Origin of the sequence: Methyloglobulus sp. (assembly GCF_046714055.1) — a bacterium.
Classification (GTDB): Bacteria; Pseudomonadota; Gammaproteobacteria; order Methylococcales; family Methylomonadaceae; genus Methyloglobulus.
In genome coordinates this window covers 1-13,213 of the sequence record NZ_JBKKBJ010000233.1, presented here as the reverse complement: position 1 = coordinate 13,213, position 13,213 = coordinate 1, and the positions used below count along the sequence as shown (strand labels likewise).

Genomic DNA, 13,213 nt, shown 5'->3' with positions numbered 1-13,213 from the left:
AGCCAGTGTGGATTATTAATCGCCCTTCGGCAGTGCTGGAAACGCTTAAAACAATGGGCAACTTGCTTAGCGACCCGCATTCCCGCGAATCCATTCAACCTGCTTCCAGCAAGAATTCGGTGCGTTCCATCAAGCCTGAAATTTTTGTCGCCATCGGCTTATGTACCCATTTAGGGTGTTCGCCAACGTTTCGTCCAGAAATAGCGCCGCATGACCTTGGCGCCGACTGGAAAGGCGGTTTTTTCTGTCCCTGCCACGGTTCCCGATTTGATCTGGCAGGTCGTGTTTATAGTGGTGTGCCGGCTCCCACTAATCTTGAAATCCCCCCCCACCGTTATTTAAAAGACACGCTGCTTGTCATTGGCGAATCTGGAAAGGAGAAAGCGGCATGAAAGTTAATCGACTCACTGCATGTAGCAACTGGTTTTTAGACCGGTTTCCACTGACTAAATTGTGGAACGATCACATGGCGCATTATTATGCGCCCAAAAATTTCAACTTCTGGTATTTCTTTGGTTCCTTGGCTTTGCTGGTTTTGGTTATCCAATTCATCACCGGCATACTGCTGACCATGAATTACAAACCAGATGCGAAGCTCGCTTTCGATTCGGTCGAATATATCATGCGCGATGTGAATTGGGGATGGCTAGTCCGCTATATGCACTCAACGGGAGCGTCGGCATTCTTCATCGTCATCTACTTGCACATGTTCAGGGGACTGATTTACGGCTCCTACAAGCAACCCAGGGAGTTGATCTGGATTTTCGGCATGTTGCTTTTCCTGGCGTTAATGGCCGAAGCGTTTACGGGCTATTTGTTGCCTTGGGGGCAGATGTCATTCTGGGGCGCACAAGTCATCATTTCCTTATTCAGCGCCATTCCTTTCATTGGCGAAGACTTGGCCCTCTGGATACGGGGCGATTATGTCGTTTCTGACGCAACGCTGAACCGGTTTTTCGCTTTCCATGTCATCGCCGTACCCTTGGTTTTGGTGATGCTGGTCTTCCTTCATATTGTCGCCTTGCATGAAGTCGGCTCCAACAACCCGGACGGCATAGAGATCAAGAAAACCAAAGATGCGAATGGCATCCCGCTGGACGGCATCCCTTTCCACCCTTACTACACGGTCAAAGATATTGTTGGCGTGGCTGTGTTCTTGATTTTTTTCGCAACCGTTATTTTTTACCTCCCTGAAATGGGCGGCTTTTTTCTCGAATCCGACAATTTTATTCCAGCCGACCCGCTCAAAACGCCGGAACATATTGCCCCACTTTGGTTTTTCACGCCGTTTTATGCGATCCTTAGGGCAATACCCGATAAATTTGCTGGTGTAATTGCCATGTTTGGCTCCATCGGGGTGCTATTCATACTGCCGTGGCTAGACCGTAGCCCAATCAAGTCGGTGCGCTACCGTGGCGGCATATTCAAGAAAGCGCTATTCGTGTTTGTAATCAGCTTTATCGCTTTGGGATACCTGGGAACGCAGCCAGCAACCCCAACCGCAACCATTTTTGCGCGGCTATTTACCTCGATCTACTTTGGCTTCTTCCTGTTGATGCCGATTTATACCCGTTTGGAAAAACCCAAGCCTTTGCCGACGCGGGTAACAGACCAGCCAACCTTGGAAGACCGTATCCCGGCCTTGGTGGAAGCATTCGATGAAATGACCGTGCTAAAGCCTGTCACCAATCCAGATGACAAGAAATCTTTTTATGGCTCTACCGTGTTAAGAAGAAGGCCTAATCCACAGGGTATTCTAAACGTTATCATCCGAGTGGCAAAAAAACTAAAAGCGAGCCTCGATTAATATGAAAAACATTTTTTTTATCCCGATCCTGTTATTGGCATTGTCTTTTGGTGTTGCTGCCGAAGAAAGCGTCTCTCTCCAGCACGCAAACATTAGTCCTACGGACAACGAATCCTTACAGCGCGGAGCCAAGCATTTTGTGACTTATTGCCAGGGCTGCCATTCCATAAAACACATTCGATACCAACGGATGTCGCTAGACTTCGGCATTGATGACAAAAAAGTGCTGACTGAAATTGCACCTCAAGGCGCGACTATCTACGAGCAAATGCACACGGCAATGAATGCCCATGATTCGGAGAAATGGTTTGGCATCCAGCCTCCCGACCTGTCGCTAATCGCCCGCTCCCGTAACGCGGATTGGCTATACAGCTATTTGAAAAGCTTTTACACGGACACGAAAAAGCCTTTGGGCACCAACAACCTGATATTCAAAGATGTCGGTATGCCGAATGTATTCTGGCAGCTACAAGGCGAACAAAAAGCCATGTACAAAACCGTCGATGGACAGCAGGAAATAGAAAAATTGGCCGTTGACGTGCCAGGCACCTTATCGGAACAAGATTTTGACGCGATGATCAATGATCTGGTGAACTTTCTCGTGTATGTCGGCGAACCGATAAAACTGGAAAGGCAGCGTCTCGGCAAATATGTCTTATTTTTTCTCGGCATGTTTCTGTTCATCTCTTATTTGCTGAAAAAGGAATATTGGAAAGACGTTCACTAATAATCTCCCCAAGAACAAGGATGTTCCCCTTACCAGCGCCAAATTTGCCGTATCCGCAACGAAACGGCAATAAACTTTTCTTCCATGCTATAATGCCGCCATTTTAACCGCCCTGCTCGCGTACTAAGAGGTTGTTATTTGTGGCAAATATTTTTTCCCGTAGATCAGTCATGACTCTTTTTTCCCCTCCCGATTGCCCAATGAGCCACGCTGCCCGTCTTGTCTTGCACGAAAAGGCTATTGTGTCAGAAATTGAATATTACGATCCAGACAACCCGCCTGAGGAGTTGCTCGAGCTCAATCCAACTGGCATATCACCCACCTTGGTTGAACGGGATCTGGTGCTTTACGACTCGCGTATTATTATGGAGTACCTTGACGAGCGCTTTCCACACCCCCCACTACATCAAATGGATCCGGTTTCCCGTGCCAATGCCAGAATGATAATCAAGCGCATCGACCAGGATTGGTATCCCTTGCTGGATGATATCTTAATTTCCGGCGACAAAAAATCCGGACGGGCAAAAAAATTGCTTAGGGAAAGCCTGCTTGCGGCAACGCCTATCTTTACCGACCGACCGTTTTTTATGAGCGAAGAATTTTCCCTGATAGATTGCGCGATTGCCCCCTTATTGTGGCGCTTACCTGCACTCGGGATTGATGTCAGCACCCCCAATAACGCCATCACCCACTATGCCCAGCGCATCTTTAACAGGCCCGCTTTCAAGAGCAGCCTCAGCGAGGATGAAAAAGAGATGGCCGAACTTCCCAAATGACCCCGCTCAAACCCTATTTGATTCGTTCGGTCTACGAGTGGATCGTTGACAATGACTTGACACCCCACCTTCTGGTCAACGCGAACAATAACAAAGGCACACTGCCGGTAGACTACATCGAAGACGGGAAAATCGTACTGAATATAAGGCCCCAAGCCATACAGGGACTTTCCCTTGGCAATGAAGTTATAGGGTTCAATGCCCGGTTTAGCGGAAAACCCATGCAAATAGCCGCATCGGTCAACGCGGTGATGGCGATTTATGCCAAGGAAAACGGTAAGGGCCTGGTCTTCGACCAGGAAAACAACGACGGCGATGAAACGCCGCCAGAGCAACAACCGCCCAACAAGCCGAGTTTGCGGGTGGTTAAATAAAGCAGCCCTAGATCAACCCGACTGCACAGGCTTAAGTGCGGCATAGTTATGTGTAAAAGCCTGGATTTGATCTGGCCTAAATTAAAGATTGCTTCAGATTTTAACTGACAGCATCAAAAATTTTCAATAGCTTTGGCCTGTCAAAACCTGCCGTTCATTGTGAATCTAAGCAGTTTAGAAAAACCAGTCTTGTAAATTATTCTTGTCAACTAAGATTGAAAGGAGTATAGGATATACTGACCATGATAATAACTATTGCTTCGACCCTTTAAAGTTTTAATTCGGCCTAAATTAAACAGGCTGCCTGATTGATGTTTATCTCAATTAGACTTCAAACTTCATCGTGCCGAATCAATAGTTAGGCCTCGGTTCATTCATCATTGGCACTAAATTTCGCCCGAAATTATGACGAAAAGGGCTACTCAACGTACCGCATTACGCTCATAGAATGACACTTCCAATTTACAAACGAGACTTTGACGTGTTCCTCAGCCACGCGCACAAGGATCATGCTTTTGTTGCACAACTAGACCGCTGGCTCACCGAAAGGGCTGGCTTTAGAGTTTGGTACGATGCTAGGGAGCTTCCGGGTGGGGCACTCCTCGCGACCGATCTCCAGAGAGCGATCGAGCGTTGTCGCGGGATCTTACTTATTGCATCAAACGAGTCGCTTGACCGCGGCTGGGTCAAGGCAGAATACAACTGCGCGATGGATGAACGCGCCAATCACGAAGGCTTTCGGGTTGTAGCAATGCGCATTGGCGACGCGAACGTCAAAGATCTCATGAAGGGTTCCACCTGGATCGATATTCCAGAAGCACGCCTTGATGCCGACTCTGCGCTAGCGATCATACGGGCTTTCCACCCCGGGGAAAGCTTCCGAATCCCGCTACAGCACGTGACGTTTACATCAGCTGTTCCTGGCATACCGCCGACAGCGCGAGCGCACGTGCTGTATGCGGTTCCTTAGCAGATCAAGGCTTCCGCCTGATCGGCGATGCCAAAGACCAAGAGGGGTTCGGCACCGGTAATCGGGTCGAGCGGATCATCGCCAGCTGCGGAGCTTTTGTCGGAATCATTCCGTTCCGGGGTGCTGCGGAAGCTAAAGCGGACGCGGAACCCTACAAATACTTCATTCGCGAGATGGATATCGCCGCTCAACTAGGTATTCCCGCTGTAATAGTGGCGGATCCGCGCTTAAAACGTGTAGATGACCCAGATGACCACTGGCTTCGCATGGAGAGCAACGCGAGCGAGTGTCCCATCGTTGTCGTCTCTGCCCTTGATGCGCTTTGGGAGGATTGGCGGGAACCGCCGAAGCCCCAGTACGTCTTCTGCGCGATGGATCTTGAATCCACCGCGGCTATTCCAGGTGGCCCGATCCGTCATCTGATCGAAAGAATTACCGGCATGCCTACGATCGTTGGTAACGAGATCCACGGGGAGTCCTTGCATCTAGGGATCATGAAGAAGGTCTGCGAGGCGTTTGTGGTTTTGGCTGATATTACAGATGACAATGTAAATGCATGTATTGAGGCAGGAATGGGCTTGGTTGCTGGCACAAATGTCAAGCTGGTCGCCCACGGAAAAGCACGCAACCCCCCCTTCATGTTGCGTGCTGCTGGTCAGTTGTCGGGCTACGCTGATGAGGTCGAACAGATTGGGGTTCTGCACAAGGTTCTGCGCCCATACCGTCGCCGCGTTATCAACGCAGAGCTGTGAGTGAATCCGGTGCAGCATTGTACAAACGGAATCTTCCAGAGCCGTAGATACTCTGTTCAAAGTCAAGTTAACTTAGACGGTTTTGGTCATTTGGTAGATATCGGAATCGCATAAATGCGGGTATTATCGAAAGGCTTGTCGTGCTTCAACATGCCGTGGATAGCATGAATCAATTTACGCATGACCGCGATGGCTTGTAATGGTTTCGTGCCTTTCGCCACGAGGTGCTGGAAATAAGGCCGTAAGCCTTATAAATGTAGGGTGGATTAACTGCGCAAACATGCGATCTATCCGTTTTATTTATACTTTGGGCGCAGCGTAATCCACCGAATTTGGTGACCGTCATATGGCGGATTACGACGCGCGGGAACGCTTTACTTATCATAAAACTGGATGACTTTGCGCGTCTAATCCCTACTATGCTGAAGAAGGGGCAACCCGCGCCAACTGACTTTCGCGGTGCAGCTGCGACCGTTTTCTAGGGGGCGGGGTCTTTCCCGGCCATTGGGCGTTTTGTAAGATAGAAAGATGAAGAGGAAGGCCAATGCGCAAGCAGATAATTAATCAAAATCCCCAAAATGTCTCACCCGTCGATGAACGTTGGCTAGACTTGCAACGCCTGGCGCAAGTCGAACTCACGTCCGAGGAGGCGGCACACCCGATCGAGGCGGCGCTGATACCCGGCATCGGATCGGGTTGGCGGGCAGCACAAGCCGGGGAGCAGACGATCCACCTCCTGTTTGACGAGTTGCAGAGCGTCAGGCGTATTCAACTACTGTTTCACGAAGACCAACAGGCGCGTACGCAAGAGTTCGTGTTGCGGTGGTCGCCGGATGCCGGACAATCTTACCGGGAAATTGTGCGTCAGCAATATAACTTCAGTCCGCCAGGCATGACGCGCGAGTTTGAAGATTACACGGTCGATCTCGTCGGGGTGACGGCACTGGAACTAAGGATCGTTCCGGACATAAGTGGAGGAGATGCCCGTGCATCGGTTGCGCAGTTACGCATCGCATGACCCTAGGACTGGTCTCAGGGCTTATTGCACAGCAGCTTAACCACGGCGCCCTACTTCCAATATGTGTTGGGTTTCCAAAAAAAGGCAACCCAACTTACGCAACTGGGATAGGCAAAATAAAATATGTTCCCAATGAATTAGGATCATGCAAACCAGCTAAACCACTTTGGGCTTGGCAATAATAGGTACGTATGATGATCTCAGCCAATCCCCCGACCAAATCATATTGCCCCAGATCAGCCAGGCTGATCCACTTTGCTTCGGCAACATCGCTCTGGGCTGTGGGGACACTCTTTTCTTCGTCAACCAGCTGAGCCCAATAATCAATTATTACATAGTGGAAACCTTCAAGCCGCCTTTCAACAACGGCGACAATATGTTTCACTTCGATATCCAAGTTGGTTTCTTCATAAAACTCCCGCCGGCAAGCATCGACCAGGGTTTCGCCCGGTTCCAGTTTACCGCCAGGAATCGACCACAATCCTTGCGCGGGAGGTTGGTTGCGCTTAATCAGCAACACCTGTTGATGCCTGTTAAACAACACACCACCCACACCAATGCTTGGGATGGACAGCGTTTTTTCTGAGCCATTTAGCTTATTCATAGCGGCTTAATGAATTTTTCATTATCTTTCATCACGTTTGGTTGTATATTAAGAACCGGATTATAACCAGATACTTCAAGCGTCAGCACACTATTAACTTAAGGCCTTTGTATTAAATCTTTATGAGGTGACCTATGCACTTATTAAGGCAAGCGTTTACTTTTTCGTTATTGCTGACCTGTTTTTGGGTAATGCAGGTTTCGGCGAACGAGTTGTCCGCAGTGGAGAAAAAAGCAGCTACCTGCTTCGTTTGCCACGGCGATAAAGGCAAGAGCGGCAATCCTCAATGGCCCAATTTGGCGGCCCAGCAATCGGTCTATATCGTTAAGCAACTCAACGCATTCAAGTCAGGCGACCGAATTCATCCGGTCATGCAAGCCCAAGCGGGCAAATTGACGGCTGAAGACATCAATAACTATGGAGCTTATTTCGCTGTGCAACAAGCCGCCAAAGCGGGTGGTGACCCTGCTTTGGCGCAGAAAGGCAAGGACAAGGCCACCGCGTGCCTTGGCTGTCATGGTTCGTCTGGGGAGGGCAACGGCGAGTTTCCCAGGCTGGCAGGACAGCATCCCGATTATCTGGCCCAACAACTGACCCATTTCAAAAATGGTTCCCGGAAAAATGATGCTATGCGGGCGATAGCGGGAAACCTTTCGGAAGAAGATACTAAAGCATTAGCCGCGTATTTCGGATCTTTATAAATCAATCCAAGCGCTTGTAACCATTCAAAAAAGGCGGTGAACCCGCCTTTTTTATTGTTCAGTTATTTTCGAGTGCCTCTAGGCTGGGTAAATGGTTTATCATAAGCTGATTAACAACTTGACCAAGAACAAACCAAGCTCAAATCACACTAAAAATAATGAATTCGTCATCCAACCCTACAACAGAACGCAGTTTACTCCTGATTTTTTTATTTGCGGGAACCTTATTCACCAGTGCGGCGCTGATGTTTGTGTTGCAACCCATGTTCGGGAAAATCCTGTTGCCCTTGCTGGGTGGCTCGCCCGCCGTCTGGAACACCTGCATGGTGTTTTATCAGAGTATTTTATTTCTCGGTTATCTCTATGCCCACTATCTGTCAACGCGTCTAAACCAACATAAGCAAATCCTGATCCATATCACCGTGATTTTGGTCAGCTTTTTGGCGTTGCCCGTGGCCTTGCCCGACAATGTTTCACCCCCGACTGAGAGCAACCCGACTTTTTGGTTGCTTGGGGTATTGTTTCTTTCGATAGGCCTACCATTTTTTGTGGTTTCCACTACCGCGCCTTTGATCCAAAAATGGTTTGCCAATGTCGGTCACCACACCAGCCGCGACCCTTATTACCTCTATGCTGCCAGTAATACCGGCAGTATGATCGCCCTGCTCAGTTACCCTTTCTTGATTGAACCGAATATTGGGCTGGCTAACCAGAAATCTGATTGGAGCGTGGGTTTCTTGTTGCTTTGCCTATTGATAGCCGCCTGCGCTTTTACGGTCTGGAAAGCCCAGCAAGCTAAGGATGTTACCGAAGAACCCGCCGCTGAAGACGGTGAACTCAGCATTGTCACCAAATTGCACTGGCTAGCGCTGGCCTTTGTACCATCCAGCTTGCTGTTGGGGCTGACCACATTCATCAGCACAGACATCGCCTCGGTGCCGTTGTTGTGGATCATTCCGCTGACCTTATACCTGCTCACTTTCGTTATCGTGTTTTCAAAATGGCACGATAAGGTTCACCCGATAATGGTCACCCTGCAACCCATAGTGTTGCTGCCATTTATTGCTTATTCTTTCATCAATCCGGCAGTGTTGCCTTACTGGGTTGATCTGGGCCTACATCTGTCTGCTTTCTTTCTGGCCGTGATGGTTTGTCATGGCGAACTCGCCCGGTTAAGGCCGAACACACGGCATCTGACCACGTATTATTTGATCATGTCATTTGCCGGCATGTTAGGCGGCATGTTCAATACGTTTGTCGCACCATTTATTTTTAATGCGGTCTACGAATATCCCTTAATGATAATCGCCGCCTTGTTGCTGCGCCCGGGATTGAAGGCTTCTATCGGAAACACTCGAATAGAGTACTTAAAGCAATTGAGCCTACCGGTTCTGCTAGCCATTATCGGATTAGGCGTGTTTTTTAGTATCGACGATTTGCCACAATATCTGGATACCATCGGTGTCGGCTTGATTCTTTTGGCTGGTTTGACTTATGCGTTCAGGGCACAACCTATCACGCTGGCCTTGCTGACCGGCATTCTCATTTTCTTTACTTTTGGCTTACATGGATTGCTGTCGAATACGCTTTATCAGGAACGGACTTTTTTTGGCGTGTTGTCAGTCCGTGAGAGCGTGTTGGCCAATGAGCAAAATCAACCCGAAAAATACCGCGAATTCTTTCACGGAACAACTAAACATGGCGCCCAACGTTTGGGTGTAAATGAATCACGGACACCGTTAACCTATTTTAGCCGCCCTGGCCCTATCGGCCAGTTATTTAGAGAATACGATAAAGTTAACCAGGACTGGGTAATCGGTATTGTCGGGTTGGGTGCGGGAACTTTAACCTGTTATACGAAAGGGCAGCAGGACTGGACATTTTATGAGCTGGATCCTCTGGTCGTGGATATTGCCAGTAACCCGTATTACTTTACTTATATCAGCCAGTGCAACCCCAAAATGACCATGCGAGTGGGAGATGCACGCTTGTCGCTGGAAAAAGAACCCGACCACAAGTTTGACCTGTTTGTAATAGATGCTTTCAGTTCCGACTCGATACCGACACATTTGCTGACCCAGGAAGCCATTAAGCTCTATTTCGACAAGATTAAACCCAACGGCATCCTGGCATTGCACATCACCAATCGCCACTTAGCCCTAAAAAAAGTATTGTCCGACCACGCAAAACAACTACAGTTATCAGCATTAATACAGGAATTCAAGCCGCAACAGGACATTCCCTTAGTGATTGCAACAGACTGGGTGGTAATGGCAAAAAAACCGGAAGCACTGGAATTATTAAGGCAAAGCCAGATTGGAAACTGGTCAAAACTTCCATTGTATTTTGATGTCAAAATATGGACGGATGACTTCACCAATATAGTAACTATCTGGAAATGAGCTATTATTAATAACAGGCTCATTGCCTACAAATACGTATTGAAATTTATAAAAAATAGTTGTAGGAAACCAGAAAATAAGTAATGATACACCAGTCAGCAGCTGTGCGGTGAAGTATGGTCACGACATGTAATGGTTGCGTATAAGAACGAGGAGATTCCCATGAATGCATCGCTGTTAAGGCCTTATCGAAAAAATTTAACCACGCATGGCTTGATTTATTTGGCTGGCGAGGAACAACCCATCACCATTAAAAACATATCCATCACCGGAGTTCTTGCCCAATTAAATAGCAAGGTCGGTAAAAATGACATAAAAGATATTTTCAATACCCTTTTATCTTCCACGGTAATCGACCTTTACCTGCCAGAGATGCGGTTAGCAGGTGAAGTTGAAGTGATCAGGGTAGATATGCAAGACGATCATATCCTACTCGCTTTGGAATTCAAGAATGTCACTTATGATGTCAATGACCTACTGTATAAAAGGAAAGCCTATCGTAAAAACCTGCCAGGGCCAGGCCATATATTATTCAATGGCGAATATCTTGAATTCAATTCCGTCAATGTTTCTGTTGATGGCATCATGATCCGCCTTGCCAAGACTGTTCATGTTGAACCGGAAGTCGTGACCGTGTTCGAATTTAAGCGGCTGGAGCTGGAAGGTGAGATAAAAGTGATATGGCTAGAACATCTACCCGATGGTGAAACCTTGATGGGTTTACAGTACGTACACATGGAAAAATTGGCAATCAAAGGGATACCACATTTCGCTTGGCCGCAGAGGGCTTGAAACCTACCATTTGCCAGCAAAACAAACGGGCAATTGGCTTCAATATAATATTACGGATAGAAGGCTATCCGTTACGCCATTAATAATGGGATTGATAATCGGGTCTTTTTTATAGACGTGGCAGCTGTTTTTTAAGCGGGATCAACAGGCGTTGCCCCAAAGAAATGTTTTGCCTACGCTTAAACTTATTGGCTACACGTAACATCCACTCGCTTATTCCGTGATATTCAGCAACGGCTTTCAGCGACTCGCCTTTATCAAAATAATGCACAATCCAATAGTCGTCATCTGTCGATTTAGCTGTTGCTATATCGTTCCCCGTTGATTTTGGCTTAACGTCAAATCCCCCTGATTGCCCCACCGATAACGGCCATTGGTGGCCTTCATTAAGATTTATCGCCAAAAACGGCTCCTGAATTTGCGGCCAACTGGATTCAGAAGATAATGACAATGCGGAGAAAGAAGGTAGTGCCGGATTCTCATCTTTGTATAATTGCACCATAAAAGCCAAGCTCTGATGCAATAGGTTGGCATTACTGATAGGCATCAACAGGGTAAACGGCCCGCTCCCCGTTAAAGCGGATTTAAGATAAGCTGAGTTCAATAAATTAAACTGGTCAGGATCAAAATCTGCGAGCTTGGCAACCGTCCGCAAATCCTTATTTGCCAGATGGTTAATGTCGGTTTCATGGTCGATATTAACTTTAATAAAGTAAGGTTCATTTCTGACAGGCCGTAGCTTTAAGCCATAACTGCCTGGATTGGCAAAAATACTCGACAAAGCGAGCAACCTTGGTACGTAATCTTGAGTTTCGGCGGGCAAATCCAATGACCAAAAATCCGTATCAAGACCTTCGGCTTGATTGCGGCCAATCGCCGCATCGACGGTTCCTTGCCCACAGTTATAGGCGGCCAGTGCCAGCAACCAATCCCCCTTGAAGTGGTCTTTTAATCCTGAAAGAAACCGGATAGCGGCGTAAGTGGAAGCCGTCACATCCAGTCTGGCATCGTAGTCACCTTTTTGCTGCAAGCCATATTCTCTCCCGGTACTGGGAATAAACTGCCATATCCCGGCAGCATCTTTAGGCGATAACGCGGTGGCTTGATAGGCGCTCTCCACAATGGGTAAAAGCGCCAAATCCAAAGGCAGATTGTACTTACTCAAGGCATCAACTATGTGGTACAGGTAAGGCCGTGCGCGTTCGGAAGCCTGATACAGCAAACCTGTACGTTGACTATACCCAGTAATTTGCCTGCTTACCCGTTCGTAGTTTCCATTCCGCTTGATCCGGCATTGCTCCTCCATTTGGGAATAGCTTTCAGGCAACAAACTCTGCTGGGCAAGGCTGGCAACATCCCGTTTGTTTAAATCGGAACAATTTCTACTAGCAGCGTGTTGCTGAGTTCCGATTTGGCTACCTGGAGCCTTTTTTTTATCCGGTGAAGAATTTTCGCCAATATATCCCGCCACAGCAACATCATTGCGTTTAAATAACTCAGGATGAAGACCCAAGCGGGTGCGAATACGCTGCACCGACGATGATTTGAAGTAGCCATCACCCTTTGCCAACGATAATTTTTCATTTGGTGTGATATGCGCTTTATGGGATAGGCGGTAAGCCAATGAAGTTGATGGTACTTTCGGGCCACGTTTCAACCGTCTAAGCCGCGTATACTTATCTGCTGGACGTAGGCCTGTGTTGGATTGGACTTCTTTTTTTGACATGAGCGCTTGCCTTGCCCTCAATTTCTGCGGCAACCGAGACTCTCCTCTGAGTAGTTTTTTGGGGGCAATACCGGTAGTTAATCTGGATAATCCATCGTTATGGATACGAATACTGCCCGTTATTCCTATAGATCCAGACAGATGTTGATACTTTGTTGCAAAACTCTGTCCAGATCCGGTAAGCGCTGGGGCGAGTCTTTGAATCTTTAAACCCAGCCGGATACGTTCCCAAACATCACTGGAATCAGTTTTCCGGGCTGTGTGTTTCTTGCCTTTACTGCGGCCATGCGACTTATGACCCCGGTGTGAGTTATTTTTACTTGCCTTAGCGCCCGTAGAAGCAGCCGCTGAATCGCAGTAATTAACCACAATTGATAAACTAATGAATACAATCAGGACTATCTGTAATAAACGCATGGTTTCCTTAAATCAATCCAGTCTTCAAAAAAAAGCGGTTTTTGTATAAAGTGAGACCTTTGCACGGATAACAAAAACCCCGGCTGAATGGTGTGTGCCAATTTTTTCGAATGGGTATAGCCCCCTAATAGGCAATACTCGGCTGAA

Annotated in this window: 15 protein-coding genes; 11 read left to right on the top strand and 4 right to left on the bottom strand. The window is 47.7% G+C overall.

Going from position 1 to position 13,213, the window contains the following annotated elements; genetic code table 11:
* The 6 genes from petA to ACLQ6D_RS14025 form a co-directional block, all read left to right on the top strand.
* On the top strand, positions 1-392 hold a 392-nt coding region (petA, locus tag ACLQ6D_RS14050), incomplete at its 5' end, for a ubiquinol-cytochrome c reductase iron-sulfur subunit (RefSeq protein ID WP_411727942.1).
* The gene (locus ACLQ6D_RS14045; protein WP_411727941.1) at positions 389-1,807 is read left to right on the top strand and encodes a cytochrome b; all 1,419 of its coding nucleotides are present in this window, start codon (positions 389-391) and stop codon (positions 1,805-1,807) included. The genes petA and ACLQ6D_RS14045, both read left to right, overlap by 4 nt.
* A gap of 1 nt (position 1,808) precedes the next feature.
* Positions 1,809-2,534, top strand: a complete 726-nt coding sequence (locus ACLQ6D_RS14040; RefSeq protein ID WP_411727940.1) for a cytochrome c1 — start codon at positions 1,809-1,811, stop codon at positions 2,532-2,534.
* A gap of 170 nt (positions 2,535-2,704) precedes the next feature.
* Entirely contained in the window at positions 2,705-3,310 is a 606-nt protein-coding gene (locus tag ACLQ6D_RS14035) for a glutathione S-transferase N-terminal domain-containing protein (protein ID WP_411727939.1), read from the top strand.
* Positions 3,307-3,684: a ClpXP protease specificity-enhancing factor gene (locus tag ACLQ6D_RS14030; protein ID WP_411727938.1), complete on the top strand. Its 378-nt coding sequence runs from the start codon at positions 3,307-3,309 to the stop codon at positions 3,682-3,684. The genes ACLQ6D_RS14035 and ACLQ6D_RS14030 overlap by 4 nt, the downstream gene beginning before the upstream one ends.
* A gap of 448 nt (positions 3,685-4,132) precedes the next feature.
* Positions 4,133-4,654: a toll/interleukin-1 receptor domain-containing protein gene (locus ACLQ6D_RS14025; RefSeq protein WP_411727937.1), complete on the top strand. Its 522-nt coding sequence runs from the start codon at positions 4,133-4,135 to the stop codon at positions 4,652-4,654.
* Here ACLQ6D_RS14025 and ACLQ6D_RS14020 read toward each other — a convergent pair.
* Positions 4,651-4,845 (bottom strand): hypothetical protein, encoded by a 195-nt coding sequence (locus ACLQ6D_RS14020; RefSeq protein ID WP_411727936.1) that lies wholly within the window; start codon positions 4,843-4,845, stop codon positions 4,651-4,653. The two genes, ACLQ6D_RS14025 and ACLQ6D_RS14020, sit on opposite strands and share 4 nt — an antisense overlap.
* Here ACLQ6D_RS14020 and ACLQ6D_RS14015 point away from each other — a divergent pair.
* A complete protein-coding gene (locus tag ACLQ6D_RS14015; protein ID WP_411727935.1) occupies positions 4,828-5,406 on the top strand; it encodes a hypothetical protein in 579 nt (192 codons plus the stop codon). The genes ACLQ6D_RS14020 and ACLQ6D_RS14015 overlap by 18 nt on opposite strands.
* A gap of 86 nt (positions 5,407-5,492) precedes the next feature.
* On the opposite strand, the gene ACLQ6D_RS14010 is transcribed toward ACLQ6D_RS14015, so the two are convergent.
* Complete coding sequence (locus ACLQ6D_RS14010; protein WP_411727934.1) at positions 5,493-5,627, bottom strand: hypothetical protein; 135 nt, start codon at positions 5,625-5,627, stop codon at positions 5,493-5,495.
* 323 nt (positions 5,628-5,950) lie between these two features.
* On the opposite strand from ACLQ6D_RS14010, the gene ACLQ6D_RS14005 reads away from it, so the two are divergent.
* The gene (locus tag ACLQ6D_RS14005; RefSeq protein ID WP_411727933.1) at positions 5,951-6,424 is read left to right on the top strand and encodes a carbohydrate-binding protein; all 474 of its coding nucleotides are present in this window, start codon (positions 5,951-5,953) and stop codon (positions 6,422-6,424) included.
* A gap of 94 nt (positions 6,425-6,518) precedes the next feature.
* Here ACLQ6D_RS14005 and ACLQ6D_RS14000 read toward each other — a convergent pair whose 3' ends face one another.
* Entirely contained in the window at positions 6,519-7,028 is a 510-nt protein-coding gene (locus ACLQ6D_RS14000) for an NUDIX hydrolase (RefSeq protein WP_411727932.1), read from the bottom strand.
* A 134-nt stretch (positions 7,029-7,162) separates the two neighbouring features.
* On the opposite strand from ACLQ6D_RS14000, the gene ACLQ6D_RS13995 reads away from it, so the two are divergent.
* The 3 genes from ACLQ6D_RS13995 (at position 7,163) to ACLQ6D_RS13985 (ending at position 10,923) form a co-directional block, all read left to right on the top strand.
* Positions 7,163-7,729, top strand: a complete 567-nt coding sequence (locus ACLQ6D_RS13995; RefSeq protein ID WP_411727931.1) for a c-type cytochrome — start codon at positions 7,163-7,165, stop codon at positions 7,727-7,729.
* A 158-nt stretch (positions 7,730-7,887) separates the two neighbouring features.
* Positions 7,888-10,131, top strand: a complete 2,244-nt coding sequence (locus ACLQ6D_RS13990; RefSeq protein WP_411727930.1) for a spermidine synthase — start codon at positions 7,888-7,890, stop codon at positions 10,129-10,131.
* Between the two features lie 162 nt (positions 10,132-10,293).
* Positions 10,294-10,923: a PilZ domain-containing protein gene (locus ACLQ6D_RS13985; RefSeq protein ID WP_411727929.1), complete on the top strand. Its 630-nt coding sequence runs from the start codon at positions 10,294-10,296 to the stop codon at positions 10,921-10,923.
* 109 nt (positions 10,924-11,032) lie between these two features.
* Here the strand turns inward: ACLQ6D_RS13985 and ACLQ6D_RS13980 are convergent, their stop codons facing one another.
* The gene (locus ACLQ6D_RS13980) at positions 11,033-13,066 is read right to left on the bottom strand and encodes a transglycosylase SLT domain-containing protein (protein ID WP_411727928.1); all 2,034 of its coding nucleotides are present in this window, start codon (positions 13,064-13,066) and stop codon (positions 11,033-11,035) included.
* Positions 13,067-13,213: the final 147 nt, after the last annotated feature.

Excerpts from the sequence above, each read along its gene's own strand:
- ACLQ6D_RS14045 (WP_411727941.1), top strand. The coding sequence starts at position 389 with ATGAAAGTTAATCGACTCACTGCATGTAGCAACTGGTTTTTAGACCGG.
- ACLQ6D_RS14040 (WP_411727940.1), top strand. The coding sequence starts at position 1,809 with ATGAAAAACATTTTTTTTATCCCGATCCTGTTATTGGCATTGTCTTTT.
- ACLQ6D_RS14035 (WP_411727939.1), top strand. The coding sequence starts at position 2,705 with ATGACTCTTTTTTCCCCTCCCGATTGCCCAATGAGCCACGCTGCCCGT.
- ACLQ6D_RS14030 (WP_411727938.1), top strand. The coding sequence starts at position 3,307 with ATGACCCCGCTCAAACCCTATTTGATTCGTTCGGTCTACGAGTGGATC.
- ACLQ6D_RS14025 (WP_411727937.1), top strand. The coding sequence starts at position 4,133 with ATGACACTTCCAATTTACAAACGAGACTTTGACGTGTTCCTCAGCCAC.
- ACLQ6D_RS14015 (WP_411727935.1), top strand. The coding sequence starts at position 4,828 with ATGGATATCGCCGCTCAACTAGGTATTCCCGCTGTAATAGTGGCGGAT.
- ACLQ6D_RS14005 (WP_411727933.1), top strand. The coding sequence starts at position 5,951 with ATGCGCAAGCAGATAATTAATCAAAATCCCCAAAATGTCTCACCCGTC.
- ACLQ6D_RS14000 (WP_411727932.1), bottom strand. The coding sequence starts at position 7,028 with ATGAATAAGCTAAATGGCTCAGAAAAAACGCTGTCCATCCCAAGCATT.
- ACLQ6D_RS13995 (WP_411727931.1), top strand. The coding sequence starts at position 7,163 with ATGCACTTATTAAGGCAAGCGTTTACTTTTTCGTTATTGCTGACCTGT.
- ACLQ6D_RS13990 (WP_411727930.1), top strand. The coding sequence starts at position 7,888 with ATGAATTCGTCATCCAACCCTACAACAGAACGCAGTTTACTCCTGATT.
- ACLQ6D_RS13985 (WP_411727929.1), top strand. The coding sequence starts at position 10,294 with ATGAATGCATCGCTGTTAAGGCCTTATCGAAAAAATTTAACCACGCAT.
- ACLQ6D_RS13980 (WP_411727928.1), bottom strand. The coding sequence starts at position 13,066 with ATGCGTTTATTACAGATAGTCCTGATTGTATTCATTAGTTTATCAATT.